We start from the raw sequence: 25,281 nt of genomic DNA on the forward strand, positions 1-25,281 counted from the left end.
TTTTCTACAAAAAATTAGCGTTCTTCTGACTCTTTTCTGAATTTCATTCATCTCATTTTTTACGAGAGAAAAGAGATTCTCATACTGAATTAGAGGACATAAGGGAGGCAATTGAGAGGGCTATTGTTAAAGAGTGAATAGCATTTATTGGAAAATCGTTACACTTGATAATTCCTAATGAATACTTATATTAACATTTAGACTTATTTCAAGGTAAATAGTATATACTAACTGTTTTAATGTAAAAACATCATGATCTTGAACATAATTTTGTTAAAAATTATCCAACCCTAGGATTTTACGCAAAGTGCTAAGTGAAACATTTGATTTTCCTTGAATCTTGCTTTTTTCTATCAACTTCTTCGGAAAAGTTGATAGTATACTGTCAAAATTTATTTAAATCTTGACACCAACTATTACTGTGTCATACATTTCACAGATGAGCTTTCAAAACCCTTGGTGGGTTGATAAGAATAGGATACTTGAAGATGAACACGTGAAAAGGGCTAAGGTTATAGTACCACCAATCGATGAGAGTGCTTTAATATTAGGACCTAGGCAAGTGGGTAAAACTACTTTCCTAAAAACTACCATAAAGACCTTGCTTGAGAGAGAAGACCCTAGGTCAATTCTCTTCTTCTCTTGTGACGCGTTTTCCAGGAAGGAGGAGTTAATAGGTTTAGTTAACGAGTACAGAACGTTAGTCAATAGGGAGAAAAGTGCGTACATATTTTTAGATGAAATAACTTCAGTGAGCGATTGGAATACAGCTTTGCTACACTTGTTCAATGCTGGTTACTTTAATAACTCATTGGTTTACGTCACTGGTTCTTCCTCTATAAATTTGAGGAAAGAGATGCTACCGGGGAGATCCATAAAGAAGTACGTGTTTTACCCCTTAAATTTTAGAGTTTATTTCAACATCTTTTATAAAAAATTAATACAAGATCACGTGAAAGTTGACGAGAAGGATGAACTTTACGAAAACGCTTTGAAGCTTTTACCATATATTTCAGAGTTAAACAAGGCTTTATTGGAATACGTTAGGCGAGGGGGTTTCTTCGCAACTTCATTTTCCGAAAACCCATTATCGCTTTATGAGGCTTATAAGGACGCAATACTTTCAGAGTTTTTAAAGACTGAGAGGAAGGAGAGTGTGTTTAAGGTAATTATTAGGAAAATAATTGAGAGCTACGGAAGTAGGATTTCTGAAAACACTATTGCCAAAGACGTTAACGTTTCCCACACTACTATTGGCGATTACTTAGACGTTTTGGAGAAGTTGTTCATTATAAGGACTTTTAGGAAGATAGAGGGAGGGGGAAAGACTAATTATAGGAGTTTGAAGAAGGTGTATTTCATAGACCCCTTCTTCTTTAGGGTAATGAAGATTTATAGTGTTGGAAAAGACATTGATGATGATGAGATGCCTTTGATCGTTGAGGGAATTGTTGGTGAGCATTTGGCAAGGGAATACAAAGAGGTTGGTTATTTGCACTTCAAGAGCGGTAAGGAGGTTGACTTCTCTGTTGGTAATGTAAAAGTTGAGGTTAAGTGGAGAGAGAAAGAGAGGAATAGATATAACAACGTGGACTACGTTTTAACTATTGATGAGTTTAAGAAAAGTGATGAGCAATTAACTTTGCCAGTCTCAATTTTCCTCTATTTAATCTCCTCTGATAAGTTCTTTTACGAGTTAACGTAATGTCTTTACAATACTTTCCTTTTTATCCAATTCTCTATGGTGTTCCATATAACGTGATACTGCTGTCCTAATGGTGTATGCTTCATTTCTGGAACGATGTATAGCTCACAATCACCATCGTGGTTCTTTATCATTTCACATAGCGTAACTGAATGCTCTTTCAAAACTATTTCGTCTTTTTCACCGTGTATTAAAAGTACCTTTTTCAACTTGTCAGCATATTTGAGGGATGAGTAGTCAAACTCGTATTCCGGCATCTTGAGCAAGTCCTGATAGATGTTATACTGTATTGTCCCAGGAGGGAACTTCGATAGGTATTCCCTTTGTTTTCTCCTATCTGAAGGTGCTGAGACTGCAATTACACACTTCCCCTTTAACGCTGCGGTAATTAACGCAATTAATCCTCCCCTAGAATGGCCAGCTATGCAATCGAAATCGTAAGTTAAAGCCTTTTCCACACCTTCTTTCACCTCAATCTCGAATTCTGGTACAATCACTTCCCCAAACTTCCTAAGTGGTTTCGCCAACCATTCCACTTTGTCTGGTGAGGAGTTCTTGCCGTGGAGTACTAGGCTTTTCATCATTCATGAATTTCACCTGAGTATCTTTTATATTTGGCGGAATGATTTGCTAAAGGTAGTAGTCGTTTTTATTAAATAGGAACTTATTAACGTTAAAAGATTAAAAGGAAAAAATTAGGTAATTATATGACTTTCCTAGCCGTATAAGATATAATCTCGTTCGTAGATGGATGTTGCTCAGCGAAATTAGCAAGCTGTTTAGCGTTTAGTCCATAAGCTACTGCCAATCCCAATTCGTTAATTAAGTATTGAGAGTGGACTCCAATCATCCAAGCTCCGATTAACCTCATACTTCCCCTTTCAAATATTAGCTTAAGTACGCCCTCTCTCTGTCCGTAGATTTGCGCTGCCACATCCTCTTCCATGTTGTATTCCGCCTCAACTATTTCAATACCCATTCTTCTAGCCTTACTAGGTAATATTCCAACATAGGATAGTGAAGGAATCGTGTATATCGTTACTGGTATGCTCTTAACGTCCACATAATCCACTGGCATTCCATTAGCCATTATGTTGCTTGCTGCAGCTATACTCATTCTCACCGCCGCGTGATAATATGGGGCTAAACCATTTGCATCTCCTGTTGCGAAAATATTTGGAATGTTAGTCTTCATTGTCTCGTCAACAACTATCCCAGTCTTGTTTATTGAAAGTCCTATTTCCCTTGCCCCTTCTGGGATAACCGGTCTTCTCCCAGCAGCTAAGACTACTGAGTTTGTGAAAACGCCCTTTTTGGAACCGTCCTTGGTAGAGTAAATTACTTCGTATTCGTCATCCTTAATCTTCTTAACTTCAGTTACGGGAGAGTTGAACTTTATGTCAAGTTTAAGTATTGATAGCAAAGTATTGACGATATCTTGATCCTCAAGCGTTATTAAGGCTCTATCTAGCATTTCTATAATGTGAGTTTGTACGCCCATTAATCTAAACATTGACGCAATTTCGAGCCCTATATACCCAGCCCCTATGATCACCATGTCTTGGGGTAGCTTTCTAAATGACGTTTTATACCCAAATATATCGTCGCTTGTTAAACAGTATTCAACGCCAGGGAACCTCGGTTTAGCGGTTTCAGCACCACTGGCTATTATCATATAACTAGTATCAGCCTCAATTTCCTTTCCATCATCCGTTTTAACTATCACGTGAGTTGGATCCTTAATCTTAACGTAGCCCTTATAGAAGGTTAGGGTTTCGTATTGGGACATGTTCTTCTTATGCTGTTTGAACCTCAACTCTTGAACGTAATCTTTGCGATCTTGAACAGCTGAAAAATCCAGGGGAATCTTTACGTTAGCCATGTTTGTAAGTCTCCAGGCTGTTTGTATCACTTCTCTAACTGTCTTAGAGGGTACACATCCACTAAACAGGCAATTCCCTCCTAATTCACCTTTGGGATCAGCCATTAATACGTTGTATTTTGCCTTTGCAAGCCTGAAGGCCCCATGATATCCGGCTCCTCCGGCTCCTATAACAACTACATCATATTTCATAATTATAATTATTAGTTGTCAAAGTATTTATTATTTTTTCTTGTTTAACAGTATCTAATAACATTCAAACTATGATGAGATTAAATACTTATTCTTTACGTAGGAAAAAGTTGTATGACACTGGAATATATGCATTCTAGCATAGATAAATATACGCTTAGTCAATATTTTACACAATTACATTTACTTATTCATTATATCACGAGAAAAATTATTAGATTCTATTTCTATTTTAAGTATTACGTTAAACTTCATCGACTTTACCATTATTATTGTCGAATATTTTACCTTTTTAATTGGTACTTCATAATACTGGCTAAATACTGTTAAATTGTGCAAATGGCTCTCTTTTCAATATTAAGTTTAAATGTAATTAATCATATCTAGCCTAGCGGGTGGAAAAATGGAGGCAACCCTTCAAGCCAAAAAAGTAGTTGTAATAGAGAGGAAATATGGTAGATGTGGATATTCTCCAAGCTGGGGAGACTGAGGTTATCTCCCCATGACCCTCTCTAAGTTCAACCTTTTTATTGACAATATTCTTTTTAACACTCTTACTGGATACGCGATTAGGCTAGATTCATGGGAGATTGAGAAGTTAAGGAAAGGAGTTGTGCCAGAACATTTAAAGGATATAATAGAGGAAGGTTTTTCCGCTATAGATGAGGAGTTAGATGAGGAAATTGAAAAGTTTTTAAGGAAACCCATTATGGAACCCACTCTCGTACTAACTTATAATTGTAATTTCGATTGTATCTACTGTTTCCAAAAAGGGTTTAGAAAAAACGTTTCGGTATCGGACAAGGTTACAAGGGGTTTCGTAAACTACATTAGGAAGAACGAGAGAGGTAGGAAGGTAAGGGTAACATACTTTGGTGGAGAACCGCTCTTACAGCTTAGGAAAATAGAGGAGATCTCTAGGGAATTGTCTGACCTGAAGTACTCCTTTAGTGTAGTGACTAACGGTTCTCTTTTAACTAGGAAAATAGCGGAAAGACTTATTCCACTAGGGTTAACACACGCACAAATAACGTTGGATGGGCCAAAAGAGGTTCACGATAAGAGAAGGTTCTTCATAGGAGGTAAGGGTTCGTTTGACGTAATAATGAAGAATCTAAAGGAGGTACAAGATATGGTAAAGGTCGTGCTAAGGATAAACATTGATGTTAAGAACTTGAACGAAATAGAGGAGCTATTAGATGAGTTGAAAAGGGAGGGAATAAATAAAGTGAGATTAGACCCGCATTTGGTTCATTCAAACATGTTCAGAAACGAGTGGTGGGATTTCACAATTTCCAGTAAGGCTGAGGGAGAAGTTTTGGTCAAGTTCTGGGAGATTACTAGGAAGTATGGATTTGAGGTACCAGAGGACGTGTTTAGGTTAGGGTTATGTGTAGCTTACTCAAATGAAGATATCGTTGTTGACCCAGAGGGAAACATTTATCCTTGCTGGGCTTTCACTGGAAATCCGCTTTACGTTAAGGGTAAGTTGGAAGAGGACGGGAGTGTAAAAGTAACTAATAAGTCGTTGTGGTGGAAGGTTAAAATTGAGAATAAGTGTAAATCGTGTCCGTTTTTGCCCTTATGCATGGGTGGTTGTAAGTTCCTAGCAACTATTAATGGGGATGATTGTAAGAGAGAGGCGTACGAAAAGATCGTTAGGTTAATACGTTGGGTGATGGGTTAATGGTTAAGATCGGTAAGGTTAGGATAATGGAGTTGTTAGAACTTGAATTTTTCGGTACAATACTTAATCACAATATATCCGTTATTGAGTATGGTCCTTGTGGGGGATTAATGATGATTGACACTGGTTTACCGGGATATCTCGATCAGATTGAGTCCTATCTTAAGACATGGGGTTATTCCTTGGAGGATATTTCGGATATTGTAATAACGCATTGGCACCACGATCACGCTGGGAACGCCATGGCAATAAAGAGAATAAGTGATGCTAAAATTTACGCCCATGTGGATGAGTTGGAGAATTTGGAAAATCCTCCAAAATACAACATCATATATAGTGATGAATTAGGCATTCCTTTCTCAGTCTTTAAGAAGACCATGGATAGGATTAACAACTTACATTATGAATCCGTTAAGGTTGATGTTGCATTAAAAGGTGGTGAGTATTTGGGAGGGTTTAAGGTTATACACGTCCCAGGACATACAAAGGGGCATATCGCCTTATTTGACGGTAAGTATTTGATAGTTGGTGATGCTATTAGGAACGTTAGAAATACGTTATCACCACCCCTTAGAATATTCTCTTGGAATTACGAATTGGCGGTGAAGTCGTTCAATTATTTAGTATCGCTTCCCTATACTGTACTAATACCATTTCACGGTGATATCGTAATTAGGAATTTTTAGTTAAGGATAAAGATCAAAGCAATTTTGTCAATAAGATTTTTTAACAATTATCGGGTTATTCGATGTCTATCCTCTCATTGAGTTTATATCCATCTAAGATAATTAATATATTATAGCAGTTGTTCTAATTTTCCTCGGCAATACAAAATTCCCGGCACTACCGATAAAGTTTTTAGTTTAGTGTTTAGTTAATTAAAAATATGAGGATAAACTCCTCAGATTAATTGAGATATGTTTAGTTAACGCACTAGGTTTGCTGAAAATCTTTAAGCTACGTTAAAGTAGAACAACTGCTAATATTAATACTTGCACTTTTCAAAAAGAAAGTTTAATCCAAATTCGTGATATAGCTTATGAGCTTTAGGAGAAAGACCTGTCAATTTCTATTTCACCTCAAAAAGATTATAGAACTTTTTTCTAGGATTTAGTTTTTTCCTCAAATCGTTCACAAAGAAATTCATTATAACTGCTAAAACTACACTACCCACTATCGTTAAGGGTAAAAGGTTTAAGCAAAAAGTTCAACCATTATTAACTCAATTGTCAACTGCAATTAACCGTATTTGGCTAAAGTGTTTACCCATGGCGTAACTTATGATTACCTTTAATTATTTCTAATTCCACGGGCACACTTCTTAAGGGATCATACACAGTCACCCTTAACTCATTGGGGCTAGTCGAGAGAAACATCATTACCCTCCCATCCACCTTTTATCACTCCCAAAACCTCGTGAGCAGAGCCCGTCATCAGTAGGGAGCTCATTAACATATAATATTGAGGTAATACTATATAAACATAATCATAATATAAAGACGATATTGAGAAATGATTAAAAAAGTAATTAAAAGCCATGCAAAAATGCTAAAGTCTTTAACGTGCTGTCCATGCGATGAATATCAATATTAGAAAAATTTAAGCTTTTTTATTTAATTAAAAGACTTTAACAGTGTTAAATAGCATTTAGAGTAGTTTAAGATGGTTAAGTATTTATTGGAAAAAGAAGATTAGTACTGTATATGTGTCTCCTTATAATCAACAATGTTACAAGGCCAATAATTTCAGATGATATTATATTACTTAGGGATGATAGTTTCAGCAAGGTAAAAGATTACTTAAGGGTTTTAAGCAGTGATAAGAGGGACGGGGAGATAAGTAAGAGTTATTTCTATTTTATCGTTGATAGGCTAAGGAGGATGGGATTACTAATAGATAATGCACTCGGCTTTAAGGCTGTAGTTCCCTTTACAGTAAATAGTAAAGGGATAAGTTTGAAGGAGGGGATAATGTATATCACTAATGATAAACAGTTGATATATTTCAACTACTACGATAGTTCATATCAATGTGATAGATGTTCTGTTTCAACTTCTTCTTGCGTTCCATCGCTGAAGAAGATCGCTCGTGAATTGGACGTTAAAATAAGGAGCGATATTCCCAACATTGCTTGGTATGAGCTATTAGAGGACATTCAATATTATCTTCTCGGGTCATCCATATCTTTAAGAATAAAGATGAGTGAAATTGGAAAATCGTTTGAGGTGATTAAGGTTGGTGAATATGCGAGAGATCTATAAATATTCAATTTTCAGCATCGTCATAATGTTTTTGGCATTCTCATTTGGGCTAGTTAGGGCAATGTATGATACTGTTCAAGATACTTTCTCAACCGGCGTATTGATACTTCACATTATTTTTGCTGGGATCACTGGAGGTTTCGGAGTTTACCTTTACGTTTTAGCTAATAGGACTGGTTTACTATTCCCTAAATTCATTGGCGTAGGCAATTTAGTGTCAATTGGAATAGCTGGATTTGGTGGTTTGAGTTACTTGTTAACAGATTACGAGTGGTTCACAAAAGTAATGCTTTACGGATTTGAGTTTTCCTTAGCTTTAACTTCAATGCTTATAGGTTACTTGTATTGTTTTATGAGACATCGCTAGATTTTTTAATTACAATCTTTATTTTCACTTATGGTTGACTATTTTGTTTCAAATATCAGGGAAATAAAAATGGATAGGGTGTCAGTCAATGGTTCCAAAAACGCGTTCATTCAATGGTTAGTTACTAAAGAAAATGGTTCTAACTACGCTGTGAGAAAGTTCACACTATTGAAGGATGGAATTATACCAATGCATATTCACAAGTACCAAGAGACTGTTGTTGTAACTAAGGGGAAATGTAAGGTTTGCGTGAGCGATAAAGTTTACGAGTTAAAGGAGGGTGACTACATTTTTATAAACTCTAACGTGAAACACGCAATTATTAATGAGAGTGATCAATTGGAGTTCTTCTGTATAATTGATTATCCAGATGACATGAGTATAATCACGTTAAATGAGGATTGTAATAAGAAGTAGAGGGTTAATTTGAGTTAAAGTAAGTCTTTATCAAGTTTTACCCTTTTTTATTTCTAAAACCTCTCAGTTAACATAAATTCCTCTACTACCTAGGGTAGAAAGAATATCTCTACGTAAAAGATGTTTATGACTATCTGGGTTACATATTATTAGTGATAGGCTCATCGCCCCAAATTTGCATTAAAATTTCATTCGGGACAACACTTATCACTCCTAGTGGAAGTAAGGTTAGTGTAGACGATCTTTCAATAACCACATCTTGTAGTTTTCTATAGTCAATTTGCCACTAGCGTTACCCCACTAAGTATATTATTCTAAATGCTAAGAATATGCCCAACTGGGTTATACAGTTAGCATCAAATCAGTTATCCGGTAGCATTTATTGGAAAATCGTTGTACTCAATAATTCCTATGAATACTTATCTCAACATTTAGACCAATTTCAAGATAAATAACAGGCATTAACAGTTTTAATATAAAATATTATGATTTTAGACATAATCTTTTTTAAAAACTATCTAACCCTAGGATTTTACGTTTAAAGCCCGATATTAGAATAAAAAGCTCCAAACACTAGGACTACCTATGTAGTGATCTAGATAGTTAATTTCAGGCTTCCCAGTATATCCATTAATCCTCGATGGCTGATCCCATACCATACCGTTCCTCACTAGGTTATCCCACTCCTTCTTGCAAAAACTCAAATCGTTAATAACACCCTTCTTATAAGCCAACCAACAAATGGCAAATACTAGTCTAGGCCAAGAGGAGTGGGTTTGGACGCTTAAATTAACTATCTTACCACTTTCATCAACTAGGTTAGGAACGCAATAGGGTGACGCATTACCGTTAAGCCTTACGATACTTTCCAAAGCGCTTTTAACCATATTCTCATCCACAATATCCTCCAATCCCAATATGGTTGTAAACCACTCCCCATATACTTGGGCGAGAAATGAGACTTTATCAACACCGTCCCATGCCTTGAAATACTTACCGTTGAACATTTTCCTAAAAGCTTCTCTAGCAATACTTAACTTCTCCTCAATGAAGGTAACATAATTACTATGACCAACTAACCTTGCTATCTCCCTCATCGCAATCAAAGAGGCTATGAAAAGTGAAGAGGTGTAACTATCATGGCCCCTAATTATGGTAGCGTCAAATGCGTTATCCATTTCTCCTTCCATGAAGGGCAAGCCGTCTCTACACTGTCTTAACTCCCAATCCATAACCTTAACTATGGTTGGGTAAACCTCTTTCAAAAAGTCGATATCGTTAGTGAACTTAAAGTACCTATAAACCAATAGTACTAAGTTCGGATTCATGTCCTTCCACTTTGGTGGAGAAGTAGTACCATCAATGGGAGAATCCAAGGAGTGAAAACCCAAATCGTGGGGGACATAACCATCATTCCTTACGTAACTAATCAATATTTTCAAAAACGACTTCTCCAACTCTGGGAACATTAAAATCACTGGTAGGGAGCCAAACTCATAACAGGTACCAATTGTACCTAAATATGGGCAATTCTGCGGTGCTTCATAAATTGCAAATCTACCCTTCTCATCTAACCAAGTATTGGAGGATAGAATATATGAACCATTTATTATTGCATCCCTTAACCACTCCTCCTTCACATTTACAATATTGTGAAATATGTCCTTTCTCAAGTGATCAAAGTTGTCCAAGAAATATTTCGCAATTTCTGAGGAATCCTTAAAGAAGTTCTCATAGTAATGCCCATAGGGGTAAAAGACGTGTTTACCATTAAAATACCACGCAAACACATATCTCATTTCCTCCCCTTCTGATATTATAATACTTGCCGGATCATCCCTATGACCAGTTACCTCGTGAGGATTGTCCTCAATTTCCTCTCCCCTATCCAATTTAACCCAAGGCTCCTCGTTTTCGTATTGTGATAGCCAAAAGTTCATCGTCTCGCTTGGTTTCCTCTTAAGGTTATATTGCGTTATAATATCACTCACGTTGTTTGATATTAACGTAGTATTTCCCTTTGCCGGATCGTAATCGTTTGCCTTTAAGTTCTTATGAATAACGCCATTCTTTATACTTTCATTTACCCTCCCAATACTCACACTACCAACGATGTTTGGGAAGGATATTGCTACCTTTCCTTCCTTAATACCCTTAACTTTTAAACTAATTCCTATTGCAGGTAAGGATGAGTTCTTCAAGTCATTGGCGATTATTGGCGAAAACGCTTCCAATTCCACTTCAACTTCATTAATCTTTCCCATTACTTTGACAATTGGATATTTTCCTTCATAAAGAATTTCCCCTGGAAACTCACTTACCTTATATATTCCACCGTCCTTTTGGAAAAGGAATCCCCTCTTGTCTTTAGGTTTTATGAATACGTGAAATCCTCTTAAAAGCTTAATGGGATTACCCCAATTATTCCTTATCGTAACGTTGACTATTCTCACCTTGTTGTCGATTTCCAGTTTTCCAGTGCCAATTCCTCCCAGTGGAACTCCAGCCACTATCCTATCCTTGTCGGTGTATTTAACCATGTCTTGTTATTTGAATAATAAGGTAAAAAGGTTTAGAGTTTTTAGTTGTTAAAAATTGTTAGAGGAGAGTTTCAGAGAAATTCGATATTGTCCATGAGAAGTAGGCTGTACCATTGGAAGTCATTGTTCCCCATTCCGTACCGAACTCCCAATCCGTTAAGTAATAGTTTGTAATGTTGTAGCTTGTGAAATTAGTTAACGCTTTGATGAACAAGTTGGGCTCATATGCGACGTACCCATTTGTGACTTTCCAGCCATCTGGTCTAAATGCTATGTACTCCCAACCTCCCCACGGGACGCTCTTCATCTCCCACACTTGAAAAGTAGCGTTGACAAGAGTGTGATTAATATATATTGGGATTACTACTTCTCCAACTTGTTGCCCAGCAGGCTGTAAATTCTGACTAAATAACCAGACCATTATCTCAATATCTCCATTACCTGGAGCAGTTCCGGGACTAAATGCTATTTGAGGCCTAACTATCCAAGCGTCAGACGCAATATCGAAATTTATTGACGGGTCTAGCTTAGTTAAGTTTATGTAAAACGATACCATAAACGGTGTCATATTGCCTATCCTCATTGGGAATATGTTACCTGCATATGAAGTATCCCAGGGTTTTCTGCCCACGTAAATTTCCGGATAGCCATTAGTCCACTGTAATGGATTAACTTGGGTTAAGTTGAAACTAACAGAGAGCGTACGAGTAAGTGAGTTAAAAACCATGGTATAGTTGCCATTCCAAGTTTTAGCATTCCACATGTTCACTTCAAGATAAAATAACGGTACAGTTGAGTTATTTAGATAAACTGGAGTTGGTGAACTAGCAGAGGATGTAACATAGATTAGCTGAGGAATAGAGGATACAGTTGACGTTACTGTCGTAGGTACGGTATTGGTTGTTATGCTCATTGAAGTTGTGGTTTCGTTAGTGGTGAAAGTAATCGATGATGTTTTGACATTAGGTGACTGATGGTGTAGGTAAATAGCTCCACCAATTGTGCCCACAACTATTATTACAATTATTGGAACTATAATGATATATAATTTATTCATTATAATATATCACCTAGGTAAAGTGAAAAGGTTTACGGTTAACTTTTATTAGCAAATTAGCTTTTTATTCTTACCTCACTATATCTCTTATGGATTTAGTCGAGAAGTTGAAGAATGACGTGAAGGAAATAGAGGATTGGATAATTCAAATTAGGAGGAAAATTCATGAGAACCCTGAACTTTCCTATAAAGAGTATAGTACCTCTAAACTAGTGGCAGAAACGTTAAGGAAATTGGGAATAGAAGTAGAGGAGGGCGTTGGATTACCCACTGCAGTAGTTGGTAGGATTAGGGGAAATAAACCTGGGAAGACAGTTGCCTTAAGAGCGGATATGGATGCCCTCCCAGTAGAGGAGACTAGTGACGTAGAGTTCAAGTCCAAGGTTAAAGGGGTAATGCACGCGTGTGGTCATGACACTCACGTAGCAATGCTCTTAGGTGGAGCTTATCTCTTGGTTAAAAATAAAGATTTAATCAGTGGAGAAATTAGGTTAATATTTCAGCCTGCAGAGGAGGATGGAGGATTAGGAGGAGCGAAACCGATGATAGAGGCTGGAGTTATGAACGGTGTAGATTACGTATTTGGTATACATATATCGAGTAGTTATCCGTCAGGAGTCTTCGCAACTAGAAAAGGTCCAATAATGGCTACACCAGACGCATTCAAGATTATAGTTCACGGAAAAGGCGGTCACGGTTCTGCTCCTCATGAGACTATAGACCCAATTTTCATATCCTTACAAATAGCTAACGCAATTTACGGTATAACGGCTAGGCAAATCGACCCAGTTCAACCCTTCGTCATATCCATAACTACAATACATTCTGGGACAAAGGATAATATAATACCAGATGACGCTGAAATGCAGGGAACGATTAGAAGTCTAGACGAGAATGTTAGAAGTAAGGCTAAGGATTACATGAGGAGAATAGTATCATCAATATGCGGAATTTATGGTGCAACTTGTGAGGTCAAATTCATGGAGGACGTCTATCCAATTACAGTAAATAACCCAGAAGTGACTGATGAGGTGATGAAAATTCTATCTTCAATATCCACAGTTGTTGAGACTGAGCCAGTTCTAGGAGCTGAGGATTTCTCTAGGTTCCTACAGAAAGCTCCAGGTACGTATTTCTTCTTAGGAACTAGAAATGAGAAGAAAGGTTGCATATATCCCAACCATAGCTCTAAGTTCTGCGTAGATGAGGATGTGTTGAAGCTAGGTGCTTTAGCCCACGCATTATTGGCAATAAAGTTCAGCAACAAATAAAGGATTCAATAATTAAGTGATTATTGGAAATGGACAAGGAAAAGGTTCTAAATATTTTGAGGAATTCCTCAAACTTACCCTTAGATTTAATAAGGAGACTCTTATCAGACAAGGATAAGGATATAAAACACGAAGCTTGGAATTACGTTATTTTAAATATAAATGACAAGGAGTTCCTATTGGAACTTTTATCATTTCACGATACTGGGACCAGATATAGGGCGTGGAATAGTGTTCCGGAGTTCGTAGAGAGGGGAATATTAACTTTGGAGGAGGTTATCAAAAGAAAAGAACGTTTCCTTGAAATGCTAAAAGATAGCAATAAGGTCGTAAGGGCGTTATCTTGGTATGTTACGTTAAAACCACTACTGGAAATGAAAGTGGTAAGTTTAGAGGAGGTTCTTAGCTATTCGTCTTTCCTATGCGAGTTAATTAACTCAGAGTTTCACGAAGTCGTACAAGATGTTATGGAGGAGTTTGAGATCTCGTGCAAATTTATATAGAAGAGAAGATGCAACTATTCATATTAATATTATCAAGTCTATTTTCGTCTATTTTACTTATGAAATACCTTATATAAGTATTATAGACCTTCACACAAAATCCTTTTATTTCTAACTTACAATTACTGGATAAATTGATCTCAATTATCATACCGGCATTCAATGAGGAAAAGAGAATTGGTAAGACGTTGGAGAAGATATCATCAACACTACCTAATGCTGAAGTAGTTGTAGTATTTGATGGACATGATAACACGCCAGAGGTGGTTAAGAAATTTTCTGCAAAACTCATAAAAAGTGAGAGCAGACTTGGTAAAGGGGGGGCGCTAAAGAAAGGAATCAATGAAAGCAATTTCCAGAGAGTTTTGTTATTAGATGCCGATTTTCCAATTACAGAGGAGGAATTAGATAAAATATTAAATACTGACGCTGATTTAGTCATACCTAAGAGGAAAATTGTTGGTATGCCGTTAAAGAGGAGGTTCCTACACAAGGCATTTATAATAATTACGAAGATATTCTTTCCATCGCTAGTGAAATTTTCAGACTTCCAAGCTGGTGTTAAATTAGTAAATAGGGAAAAGGTTTCAAATATATTAGATGAGTTGATAATTAATGATCTTTTGTTCGATGTTAACTTAATTTACGCATTTAAGCGTAGACATTATAAAGTTAAGGAAATTGAAATAAATTACATTCATGACGAGAGCGATAGTAAGATATCTAAAAAGTTAATAAAAGTTATAGTTATGATGTTCCTCTCCTTGATAAAATTGAGAGTATATTATTCTCCCTTTAGAAAAATCCTATATACGAATACGTATCTTAAGGCACAAGACTACATTTTACGAAAGCTTAGATAGCCTACCAGTTATTATTCTTGAAATCAAGTTAAAGGTACCTGCAAAAAGGGCTATCCAGTAATAAATCGTGGGGTAACTTTCGACTAGGATTGTTATCATAACGTTTTTGTACGACATGCTCATGTTCTGACTCCCTATTATAAACAAGGGATATTTGGTTGGAGTAACATAACCCACTACGTAGTTAAATAATAAGTAAAATATCAAGGGATCCAACAAGTAGAGATAGCTTATCCAAGTTATTAATAGGTAGTTATTGATTACGTCCTTTTTCAAGGCGAGATAAATGTAATAAAGAGAAACACTTATCACATAGAATCTAAACGCAAACAAAATATAGTTTATTATTATACCTATTTCCAATTCTTTACCTAGAAATTCTAAGTAGAATGAGAAGAGGCTATCCTTAATTACTACCATTCCTCCAGCGGAATAATACCACCAATAACCCGGTAATAACGCTACTAGTACATTTAGTAACATGCTTATGACCAATATTAAAGTTCTTTTTCTAACTATCATATCATTTCACTTTGCGAAAAGGTTGTATTGAACATCTTCATCACTATCGTTAAGTTATATAAATTATCTTGAACTGTTCTCTCAAACATTTCCAAATTAGTAATAACTACACTTATGTTCTTTACTTCATTAGGGTTAATTGTTACCGGTTTTGATAAGTAAGTGTACTTCCCGGTTACGTTTAGTAAGGTTATTGGGAAGTTGAGAGTATTGTTAAAAGTTAAGATTAACTGGTTATTGGAAATAACTAGGCCTATTTTTGGTTGTGAAGTGAATAATATGAGTATAGTGGAGTTGATTTGGTTCAATGTCGTTTGAAGTAAACCGTTGAAGTTATTGATGATGGCAAACTGAACGATTAGTACTGAAATGAACACTATTAAACCTATGATTTTACCTAAATCCACGTTTTAATATTATATGAAGACTACTATAAATGTTTCAAGGATAAAAGTGATATGATAGATATTATACACCCAACGTCCAAGGCCAACATTGAAATAGAGAAGCTATGGGTTAAATACAGTGCCAAACCTACAAATGATGGAGCGATCATCGTCCCAACTTGGGATACGGCGTTGGCGTAACCTATTGAAGTCCCCGCACTAGATTGTCCAGCTATTCTCATTATTAGAGAATCAGTAGGAGGTCTATATGAGAACGAGAAAATCCCCAATAAGAAGGCCTCGGGTAATATATCGATGTTATTTGAGAAAATTATTGAAAACGTCAGTAAGATGAATCCTATTAGATTTATTAAGATAACGTTACTATCGCCAAATCTTTCCACTAACCTTTCCACACTTAAAATCCCTACTAGCTGACCAACTCCGAAAAGAAGAAGAAATAGGGCTGATAGAGTTGGAGAGATCCCCCTATAAAGTACTAGCATTGGGAAAATCCACGTTGTTGTACCCCACGTGGACCACAGCTCCCCTAATCTAACTAGTGTTGCCATTGTTATCTTTCTATCAAGGATTATCTTAAATGACCTCTTGATTTCAGTCCTATTGACACTTATCCTATTGAAATAGGTGAAAATTGCAATTAGTCCAAAACTTATGGCCATGATTAGGTAAATAAATCTCCATAAATGCAACAGAAAACTTGCTATTACACCCAAGGTGATGATAGTTATTGGTCCTGCGCTTTCCACTAAAGCCACGTAAAATGTGAACTTTGAGCTGTTGGAATAACTAACTGCAACTATTTTCATGGCTGACGGAAATATGGCAGCTGTTATTAGTCCTTCTATGAGGTAGGCTATAAGTAGAATAGCGTAACTTGTAAGGAAGAGAAAGAGTAATAGGTTCATCCCCACTAAGAGAATCGATGCGTACTCCACAGCACTGCTTGGGCCTATTCTGTCTATAATCAAACCCCAAGGTATTGAGGAGACAACGTAACCCACGTAAAAAGCTGTTGCAACTAGCCCTATCTGTATGGAGTTTAGGTGGAAAAGTAGGGCAATTGGTAATGATATAACTCCCCAACTGAGTCTTAAAAACAACTGAAGAAAAGTTCCTATCCAACTCACTATTATATTTCTTAACACAAAATGACAATGGGTAAAATCTCGCTTTTATGATTATCGTTCTAAAATATTTTTAGGATAAAATAATTTTATAATCTCCTAGGCGTATATTCAATTATGCCGAGAGAGTTAACCCCCATTGAGCAGTTACAATTACTTTTACCAGGTTATAGGGGGTATAAAGCAAAAGATCTAATTAGACAAGACGATTTCCTAGTTAGGAGAGCAGTGGTTGATAGGTTAGAACAAACGATAAGGGTAATCTCTGAAAAAGAAAGTTTCATTGCTTCAACTGATCCGTTCTCACCCCAACTTAAGGTAATGGAGTTCTTGATCTCTAAAATCAGGGAGCTAATAAACAATATAATGTCGAGTCAAGGTGGAGGTGCGGATATTTACGCCAGGTGGAAAGTTACGACTGAGGAACTGGATCAAATCGTTAATCACGATATGAAGATGATTGATATAGCTTCACAATTGGTGGAGCTTGCTAAGAATAATAGAATTGAAGAGTTCGAACCATTACTTAATGACCTAAGAGCAATATTTTATGATAGGATGAAATTATTTTATCCTCCGGAACTTAGAAAATAGTTACGAAAAAATTTAAATACCAATACTAGAATAATTTTAATATATGTCTTTAACTATTAGAGGTCAAGTTATTTCGACAGAAAAAGAAGATGGATCAAGTTTTATGACAGCTGATGCTATAATTTTCAAATATCCGAAGGAGGCAATTACTTCGAAATCACTTATAATAGTACAACCCACAGAGAGAGCAATAGTTTTAATACAAGGTCAAATTGTTGCGGATTTACCTCCAGGTAGTCATAATATTCAAACTCCAGGAAATCCGGTTTCAGCTTTTCTATCTAAGTTTAGGTATAACACATTGCCATATGATACCGTAGTTTATTACGTTTCAACTACTAGACATGAGGTTAGAGTAGCGGGTGTTAGTCAGACAGACGATTTAGTACCCTTGGAGTATGAGACGGCAATATACTTTAGAGTTCAAAACCCTGCAGCCTTAGTGACTAATGTCCAGTTCGGTTCCCTATATTTCAAAGATGCAGACCTAGCTCATTATATTTCACCAATTGTAGATCAAGAAGTTAGTTCGGTACTTAATAGGGTAAATCTAACTGATGTTTTCAAGAAATTCTCTGAAATTTCCACTGCAGTTACGGCAGCGTTAAAGCAATTCTTAGCAGAAATAGGCGTAGATCTAATATCTGTAAGAATAACCAGACTTCTGCCTCAAGATCCAGAGTTGAGAAGAATAATACAATTAAGAGATATGGGAATACCATTAATGGATGCAGTTCGAATGGGTTTGGCTAGAATATTAGCTGAACAGCAGAACGCAGCAGCAGTCAATATGGCAATCGGAGTGCCGTATTATCCAAACCTATCAACAATAGTTAATCTACCAGACGGCCTAATAAGAGTAGGTATAGGTAGAAGGGGGCAACAACAGAGTGGTGGAACACAACAGTAGAATTTTAGGTTATAATATTGCGACATCAATTGGTTATTCTTTTATCTTAACTATAATTATGGCAATAGTATCATTAATAGTTAAGGCATTCTATCCTCCAAGTCCCTTTGATATTTCACCAATTGAGGCAATAATCCACTCTCCTGCAGAAGGAATAGTACAGATTTTAATATTGGTAATATTGGTTGCATTTGTCTTTCCTGCAAGGACAGTTCTTGGAAAATCATCTTTGATTCAAGTTAGAAAAATAGGGTTAATAACGGCATTATCTTATTTGGTCTTTTCCTTATTGCCATATGCCTTTCAAGTATCTTATCCTCAAGCGTACTTAGGATTAACGATAGCGTATAATTTGCTAAACGGTGCATTTGCAGGATCTATAAGTACCATTATATGAATATGAGTTTTTCTTATTAGAACAAACAATCCTTCGCCTTGTTGGTTAATATTTAGAAACAAGCATCGTTATACTATACTTTTATAAAATATTTGGTAGCTAATATCGTGATAGGGTATCAAGAAAATGATACAATTATTTTCCTTATTTATAATTAAGTATAGCTATTGACACTACCATAAAAATATTGATATTTCATATCAGCCATCAGAAAATTTAATAGTTTACAATATGTTTATATCTTTTGTAAATCTTTAAACTAAAATGTCATTTCTTGCTTTACGCAATAACCTTTTTTTAATAATTGATCTATCTTTATAAAATTTGCCTTAATTTTCCCATATAACTAAAATATTTTCAGCTTTATCATATATATATACTAATAATATGTTATTACTAGTAATGATAACAACTTTCACAGTTCTATATCATTCTTCATAAGTAGTACTATAAATTGATTAGCTTTCCTAATGACCAATTTCTTTCATGGAGATGACTGGTACATGGTAAATAAATAGAAATCTTATATGCTAATAAGGACGTCGTGTAGTTAACTTTTCTAATTGAGAATAAATACTATTTATTTAAATATTTTTATTTTTCTAAGTTGCGGAGTATACATAATTCTTAGTTATTATATATCTAATTTAGATGAAAAAAACCCAAGGATTTATAAGATTTGGGTGTTGATAAAAGTGGAGAATATGTTATACGAATTAGAGAACGTGCTGTATATGCTCGAATACGGCGTCTTCATATATTTTCCAGTGAACTTTGCGATATTCTTCTTATTTAGACAATTTTTATTACGCTATTTCTCTAGAAGTTATAGACCCTATTCCACTGGTTTAACTAGAGATAAGGCAAAAGTAACTGCAGTAATTCCAGAATACGGTGAGAGTCTCGAGATTTTCGAAAGATGCATTAAGTCAGTTGCAAAAAACAATCCAGACGAGATAATAGTAGTCCACGATGATAAGAGAAAGGAAGTAGTTGATATAGCCAAAAAGTACGGTGCTAAGGTCATAAGCCTCAGTAAGAGGGTTGGTAAACGCGGGGCATTAGTCATAGGTTGGCTAAACGCAATTGGAGATATAATAGTTCAGTTGGATAGCGATACGATAATGGAGGATAATACTATAAATGAAATCATTAAACCCTTTGCAGACCCTAAGGTGGCTGGAGTTCAAGGAAGACCAATGTTATTCAGAACTGATGGCAGAATTCCCTACTTATTTGGACAAATAATAGAGTATAGTAGGGATATTGTTGTTAGAGCACTAAATGGCACGTTAAATGTAATTGATGGAAAGATTGCTGCTTACAGAAGAAGCTATCTACTGGAGATTATAAGGAACTTCAATCATGATACCTACGGAAAGAGAAGACTAATTGTCGCAGACGATAAAGCGCTGACTTATTACGCAAATATGAATGGTTATAAGACGGTCTATCAAGCTACGGCAGTAGCCAAATCAGCAGCTCAACTTACGTTTTTAAAATTCCTCAACCAACAGTTGAGATGGGCTAGAAGCGGCTATCTTTATCTAATAAAGGAAATGAGGAGTGGCTTATTTTTCAAAATGCCAGGGAAATATAGATTTCACATGTTAACGTATCTATTTGCTCCATTCTCATTCGCTTTGGCATTAATAGATACACTCTTAGTTCCCGGAAATCCCACTGCGTGGTCTTGGAGTTATTTAGCTTATTATGGATTTAACATACCTATAATATTATATTCACTACTTATATTTATTATTGGTCTTTATTTAAGCATGAAAATATCCTTTGTAATCTTGAACCTTAAGCTCCCTGATAAAATGTCTTTTCTTGACATTATTACACTAGGTATTCTCGGTTTATTTGTAATATTCCCCATGTTCATATATGCAGCTATCACCCATTACGGTGTTTCAGAATGGAGGGGAAGTAGCTATTTAGGTTAGGTGAAAAAATGGATAAAATTTTAGTTTCAAAAAATGAGTTAAGAGAAGACGATTTAATTAATGACTATTTAATGGAAATGGTAAAAAAGTTAGATCAAAAAGTTATTAGTGCTAGGAGAAATGTTGAAATTAACGGAATTCTCAGTCCGTTCTATTTGGATCTAGAGAAGGAAATAAGATTGATCTTTATATACGAAGAACAAACACTAACATATCTTAACTCCCATAAGGAGAATATTAAAAAGATAAAGGAACTGAGGAGAAAGGATGTAAAAATCATCCTTCTAGTTAGTGAGATGTCACAGCTTGATCTCAATAAAGTATTAAATCTATGTGAAAGTAAGATTATTCCTAATGTTTCTATTACTAAGGGCGAAGTGAAGTCTGTATCAGCTTGTAAAGAACTAGAAATACATGGATATCAAGGATGGATATTGAAGGATTTTGAGGAGTAAGTGATGCAAAATGTATAAATCAATAGTCTTAATCCTTCTAATACTCTTCCCGTTAGTATTATCTGGAGTCATAAATTCCTCATCTACATCACCACCTTTTTCATACTTCATTACAGCCAATTGGAAGACAATTCCCACATTGGATAACCTTACAACGATAAATTTAAACTTAATTACTTTCTTAAACTCTACTAAGGTAAACGCTTATGCCCTAATTGCGAAGATATTTTTACCTGAAGGAGTTTTGAATGCTAGTGAAGGACATTATATAGAAGATATTTTGCCCTTATCCTCTCAGGTTCAACAATATAACATACAGTTTAACGTTAGCATAGTTAATACAAGTTTACCTAATAAATTAAATTTCCCAGTGATGTTGATGTTAATCACTGAAAGTGGAGGTAACGTATCTTATAATACTTCACTTACTTTGCCCTATTATGGTACGTATAACTTTAGTATTAAACTGTTAAATTCAAGCTTAATACAAGGCTTCCAAGACGTTATCTTCAGAATCAATACACAATCTCCGCTTTACAATGGCTCTATCTCATCCCCATACTTTATGAAAAACGTTAGTTTGTCTTACGTTAACGAGAGTAAGGACATCTCAGTGAAGCTATTCGTTCCATTTGAAAATAGTCTGATCTATCATTTAAATATTCCATTAACCATACGATTTTTAACACCTTATAACCTCTATTATGTCAAGCAATTCGTTTTAGAAACTAACGTAAATACTTCAATACCAACGCTATACGCAAATGTTCAAGCTCCTACTAGAGTAGTTTACCCGGGTTATAATAACTTTAATATCTCGATAGTAAACAAGGAGAGCCTTTCAATAAGTAACCTCACCTTAATTGCCAAATATAACAATACTATGAAGAAGTTAACCATTCCCTACTTACCTTCAAATAGTGCAATGAATTTCACTTTATCCTTCTACGCTAATTCAAACGTTTCGCTCAAACTTTATGTTTTCTTCTACACACCATTAGGTTTTGATAACGTAAGTTTAGGTAGCTACTATTTCCCTATAGAGTACCCAATAAGTGTAACGTGGAATAACGGTAATATCAATGTATCTAATCGTGATAACGTCACGCTAAATAACATAACGGTTCAGTTTGGACAAGACACTGTAAAGATACTAAAATTATCTCCTAAAGGGGATATCTTGTATCCTGCAACTATAAAACCTAACTTTGTTTACATTGCCTTTTATGCTGATAATAGGATCTTTTCTTACTCGCAGAAAGTTTACGAAGTCCCATTCGTCAAGTTGAATTTGACATACCAATTCATCAACATAACTAGATCAACAACCGGAACATACACAGCAACACTAATACTATACATACAAAACACAGGAGACCAATACGCCAACAACATATACATCCTAATAAAACCCAACGGAACAGCAATAACACCACCATTCTACATAATCTCACAAATACTACCAAACGAAACAATAGCCATCCCATTCTCTTTACGCGCAACAAATAACGCACTGGTTCAGATATCGATGTTCTACTACCATAATAACCAGACATACATCAAAAACATCACAATACCACTAAATTATGCTAAAGCAGTGTCACCTGTAGCAGTTAGGCTGAATGTGACATACCAATTCATCAACATAACTAGATCAACAACCGGAACATACACAGCAACACTAATACTATACATACAAAACACAGGAGACCAATACGCCAACAACATATACATCCTAATAAAACCCAACGGAACAGCAATAACACCACCATTCTACATAATCTCACAAATACTACCAAACGAAACAATAGCAATACCTTTTACAGTACACGTCACAAAGAATACCGTATTCCAGATATCGATGTTCTACTACCATAATAACCAGACATACATCAAAAACATCACAATACCACTAAACTACGTCAAACTATCACCAGGGCAGACTGTAGTCAAATACCTAGCCAACTACGTTGGAAAATATACGTTATACCAAGTATACGGAATACCCGCCATTGTAATAGCGTTCATATTAATTATTATATTAATATCTATTGTCCCTGCAGTCAGGAAAAATACGACTAAAGAGTAAAGTATGCTCTTTCTTTTTATATATACGTTTAGAAGTTTTTTCCTATATATTCGATAAACGTTTTTTAATGGAGAATGTAGAATCATAACTAAATAATTTTTATATTGTTTTCACGTATCCTATAAGTAAGTATCTAAATAAATAACTTATCTTCAATAATATTAAACATTCAAGAAATAAGCCTCTTAGGCATAAATACTTTTAAACTAGATTGTAAAAATCTCTATTACCCTTGGGATAAAATCCTCTCTATTAACTTCCCTACTTTCTGCATTTCTTCCGCTTCTCCCATATTGCTATATTGTACCAACTTCTCGTCAAAGGGAATAGTAAGTATATCACACTTTACATCTTGACTAATTTCTTTAACTATTTGGTCAATTTCTTTCTGAATGTCACCTATTTGAGGTACCATGTTAATTACGAAAGCGAGGGGTTTGGATTTAGTTCTATTTATTGTGTCTAGAAAATATTTTACAACATCTGTAATATCATTCCTAATAGCGTCAGTTATTCCTACTGCAGCTATGAGATAGTTGGGGAAATTTCTCTTAAACATTTCATATTCATCATATACCAATGGATCGTTAGTCATGAAAATTCTACCGTAATCTACTATGATGATATCATAGCCTTTCGATACAAGATCAACGTAAGCTTTTTCAGCCTTTTCACCAATGTCTTTAACCTTATGATGTAGCTCTTTCTCATTTACTGGATCACTATATAACTTAAATAACGTTAAGTTATCGTTAACCTTATACTCATATTGTTCCTTGCCTAAACCTTCCACTATTGCCTTATGAAAACCAATACCGTTAAAGCCTAAAATTAAAGACCCCATGGAAAGCAGATCCTTATCAATATATAAAACCTTATATTTTTTTGAAAGATATAGTGCAGTATTTAACGCAATCGTTGTTTTCCCGACACCACCTTTTAAACCTATAATACCAATTCTAATCTTCATTATAGAGAAGTCACAAAATGAGAAAATAAAATTTACTCATAATAGTGATTTTTCTTTCATACTTGTTGAAATTTTTTCTGTCTAGATTTTCTAGTTCTTGTAAAGTTTGGATGACTAATACATAAACACTCCTTTATTCAAAATCTAAAAACTTTCTTAAGATGGAATGATAGCTCGTGTTAACAAATGAGCAAACTACTTTTTTATATAACCTAGAAAAGAACAAACTTTCCCCTTAGTTTAAAAGTCATTGAAGTCCAACTCTGGATTTAACAATGAGTAGATAAATACGAAATAAAAGTGATTTTTGTTAAAGCGTTCCACAATTCATTAATGACTTTCCATAGATATTTTTATTATGGAAAATCTAAGCATTGCCCTACTAGTAGGAGTTGCTACTCATTTTCCTTGAAACTACTTTTCTAGCTTTTAATGAATACATATAAGTGTTTAGTTAGTATGTTAATTTATGAAAGTCGTCGTATTTGCCTCGAGTAGAGAAGCGGAAATGGAGGAACCAATATTTTGCGATAGGGATACCGTAAGGGTTGATGCCAGTAAGTGCACTGGGAAGGGAATTAACGTCGCCCCATTTATAGCAAGGTATTTAAAGGATTTGGGCTTCCATGTTTTAGTGGTTGACCCATTTGCCGAGGAAAGTTATTATGAAGCTGATGAGGTGATAAAAGGTACTACTTTCCAAATTCCAGATGACGTTGTAAAGGACAATTACGTAATAGTTGCAACTAGGCACGTTTACGATACTTGGGCTATTATGAAGTCAATTTATGGTGGAGCTAAGGAGATTGCTGTAATTATGAGCTTAAAGAGAGCTGAGGTAATATTGAAGAGGCTTATCCAAGCTGGAATTGATAAAGAGAAATTAAAGAAATTGAGAATTCCAGCCGGTTTAGATATTGGTGCTAAGAGCGAGAAAGAGATCGCTCTATCAATTGTCGCTGAAGTCTTAGCTGTGACAAGAGGTAGTATGGGATTACCTCTTAGAGAAGTTAAGGGGTTTGAAAAGCTTTTAGAGAAATTATGAGAGGTTAAAATTGTATTAGAAGAAGATTAACTTTAATTCTAGATAATTCTTCCTCTATGGCAGTATAAGCA

The 25,281-nt window shown here is 35.4% G+C and carries 24 protein-coding genes and 1 pseudogene; 16 read left to right on the forward strand and 9 right to left on the reverse strand.

From position 1 onward, the window contains the following. Nucleotides 1-439 precede the first annotated feature (439 nt). On the forward strand, nt 440-1,705 hold the full coding sequence (locus tag J5U23_RS09070) for an ATP-binding protein (protein ID WP_218267526.1): 1,266 nt from the start codon (nt 440-442) through the stop codon (nt 1,703-1,705). A 5-nt stretch (nt 1,706-1,710) separates the two neighbouring features. Here the strand turns inward: J5U23_RS09070 and J5U23_RS09075 are convergent, their stop codons facing one another. After that, on the reverse strand, nt 1,711-2,289 hold the full coding sequence (locus tag J5U23_RS09075; protein WP_218265969.1) for an alpha/beta hydrolase family protein: 579 nt from the start codon (nt 2,287-2,289) through the stop codon (nt 1,711-1,713). Nucleotides 2,290-2,408: 119 nt separating this feature from the next. Beyond that, nucleotides 2,409-3,779 carry a dihydrolipoyl dehydrogenase gene (locus J5U23_RS09080; protein ID WP_218265970.1) on the reverse strand — a complete coding sequence of 457 codons (1,371 nt, stop codon included), beginning with the start codon at nt 3,777-3,779 and terminating at the stop codon, nt 2,409-2,411. A gap of 502 nt (nt 3,780-4,281) precedes the next feature. On the opposite strand from J5U23_RS09080, the gene J5U23_RS09085 reads away from it, so the two are divergent. After that, nucleotides 4,282-5,466 (forward strand): radical SAM/SPASM domain-containing protein, encoded by a 1,185-nt coding sequence (locus tag J5U23_RS09085; protein WP_218265971.1) that lies wholly within the window; start codon nt 4,282-4,284, stop codon nt 5,464-5,466. After that, a complete protein-coding gene (locus J5U23_RS09090; protein WP_218265972.1) occupies nt 5,466-6,152 on the forward strand; it encodes an MBL fold metallo-hydrolase in 687 nt (228 codons plus the stop codon). The genes J5U23_RS09085 and J5U23_RS09090 overlap by 1 nt, the downstream gene beginning before the upstream one ends. Nucleotides 6,153-6,728: 576 nt before the next feature. On the opposite strand, the pseudogene J5U23_RS16095 reads toward J5U23_RS09090, so the two are convergent. Next, nucleotides 6,729-6,863 (reverse strand): annotated as a pseudogene (locus J5U23_RS16095) (IS200/IS605 family accessory protein TnpB-related protein); the annotation flags it as partial. A 306-nt stretch (nt 6,864-7,169) separates the two neighbouring features. Here J5U23_RS16095 and J5U23_RS09095 point away from each other — a divergent pair. The 3 genes from J5U23_RS09095 to J5U23_RS09105 are packed head-to-tail and all read left to right on the forward strand — an operon-like array spanning nt 7,170 to nt 8,511. Further along, entirely contained in the window at nt 7,170-7,727 is a 558-nt protein-coding gene (locus J5U23_RS09095; RefSeq protein ID WP_218265973.1) for a hypothetical protein, read from the forward strand. Then, nucleotides 7,711-8,094, forward strand: coding sequence for a hypothetical protein (locus J5U23_RS09100; protein WP_218257880.1), 384 nt, complete (start codon nt 7,711-7,713; stop codon nt 8,092-8,094). The genes J5U23_RS09095 and J5U23_RS09100 overlap by 17 nt, the downstream gene beginning before the upstream one ends. A 30-nt stretch (nt 8,095-8,124) precedes the next feature. Beyond that, a complete protein-coding gene (locus J5U23_RS09105) occupies nt 8,125-8,511 on the forward strand; it encodes a cupin domain-containing protein (protein WP_218265974.1) in 387 nt (128 codons plus the stop codon). Between the two features lie 551 nt (nt 8,512-9,062). Here J5U23_RS09105 and J5U23_RS09110 read toward each other — a convergent pair. Both J5U23_RS09110 and J5U23_RS09115 read right to left on the reverse strand, forming a co-directional pair. Further along, complete coding sequence (locus tag J5U23_RS09110) at nt 9,063-11,051, reverse strand: GH116 family glycosyl hydrolase (RefSeq protein ID WP_218265975.1); 1,989 nt, start codon at nt 11,049-11,051, stop codon at nt 9,063-9,065. Nucleotides 11,052-11,109: 58 nt separating this feature from the next. Then, the gene (locus J5U23_RS09115; protein ID WP_218260255.1) at nt 11,110-12,114 is read right to left on the reverse strand and encodes a GH12 family glycosyl hydrolase domain-containing protein; all 1,005 of its coding nucleotides are present in this window, start codon (nt 12,112-12,114) and stop codon (nt 11,110-11,112) included. Nucleotides 12,115-12,197: 83 nt separating this feature from the next. On the opposite strand from J5U23_RS09115, the gene cpsA reads away from it, so the two are divergent. The 3 genes from cpsA to J5U23_RS09130 all read left to right on the forward strand — a co-directional run bounded on the left by cpsA (nt 12,198) and on the right by J5U23_RS09130 (nt 14,745). Beyond that, nucleotides 12,198-13,379 (forward strand): carboxypeptidase CpsA, encoded by a 1,182-nt coding sequence (cpsA, locus tag J5U23_RS09120; protein ID WP_218265976.1) that lies wholly within the window; start codon nt 12,198-12,200, stop codon nt 13,377-13,379. 29 nt (nt 13,380-13,408) lie between these two features. Continuing rightward, on the forward strand, nt 13,409-13,882 hold the full coding sequence (locus tag J5U23_RS09125) for a hypothetical protein (protein ID WP_218260256.1): 474 nt from the start codon (nt 13,409-13,411) through the stop codon (nt 13,880-13,882). A gap of 134 nt (nt 13,883-14,016) precedes the next feature. Continuing rightward, on the forward strand, nt 14,017-14,745 hold the full coding sequence (locus J5U23_RS09130) for a glycosyltransferase (RefSeq protein ID WP_218265977.1): 729 nt from the start codon (nt 14,017-14,019) through the stop codon (nt 14,743-14,745). Here the strand turns inward: J5U23_RS09130 and J5U23_RS09135 are convergent. From J5U23_RS09135 to J5U23_RS09145, 3 genes are read right to left on the reverse strand one after another with little or no spacing between them, the layout of a single operon-like run. Then, nucleotides 14,728-15,267: a hypothetical protein gene (locus tag J5U23_RS09135; protein WP_218265978.1), complete on the reverse strand. Its 540-nt coding sequence runs from the start codon at nt 15,265-15,267 to the stop codon at nt 14,728-14,730. The genes J5U23_RS09130 and J5U23_RS09135 overlap by 18 nt on opposite strands. Next, complete coding sequence (locus J5U23_RS09140) at nt 15,264-15,674, reverse strand: hypothetical protein (RefSeq protein WP_218265979.1); 411 nt, start codon at nt 15,672-15,674, stop codon at nt 15,264-15,266. Before J5U23_RS09140 ends, J5U23_RS09135 begins: the two co-directional genes overlap by 4 nt. Nucleotides 15,675-15,697: 23 nt before the next feature. Then, entirely contained in the window at nt 15,698-16,822 is a 1,125-nt protein-coding gene (locus J5U23_RS09145; RefSeq protein WP_218265980.1) for an MFS transporter, read from the reverse strand. Nucleotides 16,823-16,918: 96 nt separating this feature from the next. Here J5U23_RS09145 and J5U23_RS09150 point away from each other — a divergent pair, with 96 nt between their 5' ends. The 6 genes from J5U23_RS09150 to J5U23_RS09175 all read left to right on the forward strand — a co-directional run bounded on the left by J5U23_RS09150 (nt 16,919) and on the right by J5U23_RS09175 (nt 23,195). Next, nucleotides 16,919-17,395, forward strand: coding sequence for a hypothetical protein (locus J5U23_RS09150; protein ID WP_218260574.1), 477 nt, complete (start codon nt 16,919-16,921; stop codon nt 17,393-17,395). Between the two features lie 43 nt (nt 17,396-17,438). Further along, on the forward strand, nt 17,439-18,305 hold the full coding sequence (locus J5U23_RS09155; protein ID WP_218265981.1) for an SPFH domain-containing protein: 867 nt from the start codon (nt 17,439-17,441) through the stop codon (nt 18,303-18,305). Then, a complete protein-coding gene (locus tag J5U23_RS09160) occupies nt 18,286-18,702 on the forward strand; it encodes a hypothetical protein (protein WP_218265982.1) in 417 nt (138 codons plus the stop codon). Before J5U23_RS09155 ends, J5U23_RS09160 begins: the two co-directional genes overlap by 20 nt. A 704-nt stretch (nt 18,703-19,406) precedes the next feature. Beyond that, the gene (locus J5U23_RS09165; RefSeq protein WP_218265983.1) at nt 19,407-20,651 is read left to right on the forward strand and encodes a glycosyltransferase family 2 protein; all 1,245 of its coding nucleotides are present in this window, start codon (nt 19,407-19,409) and stop codon (nt 20,649-20,651) included. Nucleotides 20,652-20,659: 8 nt separating this feature from the next. Beyond that, nucleotides 20,660-21,106 (forward strand): hypothetical protein, encoded by a 447-nt coding sequence (locus J5U23_RS09170; protein WP_218265984.1) that lies wholly within the window; start codon nt 20,660-20,662, stop codon nt 21,104-21,106. Between the two features lie 10 nt (nt 21,107-21,116). Next, nucleotides 21,117-23,195 (forward strand): COG1361 family protein, encoded by a 2,079-nt coding sequence (locus tag J5U23_RS09175; protein ID WP_218265985.1) that lies wholly within the window; start codon nt 21,117-21,119, stop codon nt 23,193-23,195. Nucleotides 23,196-23,421: 226 nt separating this feature from the next. Here J5U23_RS09175 and J5U23_RS09180 read toward each other — a convergent pair whose 3' ends face one another. Continuing rightward, nucleotides 23,422-24,165, reverse strand: a complete 744-nt coding sequence (locus tag J5U23_RS09180) for a ParA family protein (protein WP_218265986.1) — start codon at nt 24,163-24,165, stop codon at nt 23,422-23,424. A gap of 469 nt (nt 24,166-24,634) precedes the next feature. Here J5U23_RS09180 and J5U23_RS09185 point away from each other — a divergent pair, with 469 nt between their 5' ends. Continuing rightward, entirely contained in the window at nt 24,635-25,210 is a 576-nt protein-coding gene (locus tag J5U23_RS09185; protein WP_218265987.1) for an XdhC family protein, read from the forward strand. Nucleotides 25,211-25,281: the final 71 nt, after the last annotated feature.

Source organism: Saccharolobus shibatae B12, assembly GCF_019175345.1.
Taxonomy (GTDB): domain Archaea; phylum Thermoproteota; class Thermoprotei_A; order Sulfolobales; family Sulfolobaceae; genus Saccharolobus; species Saccharolobus shibatae.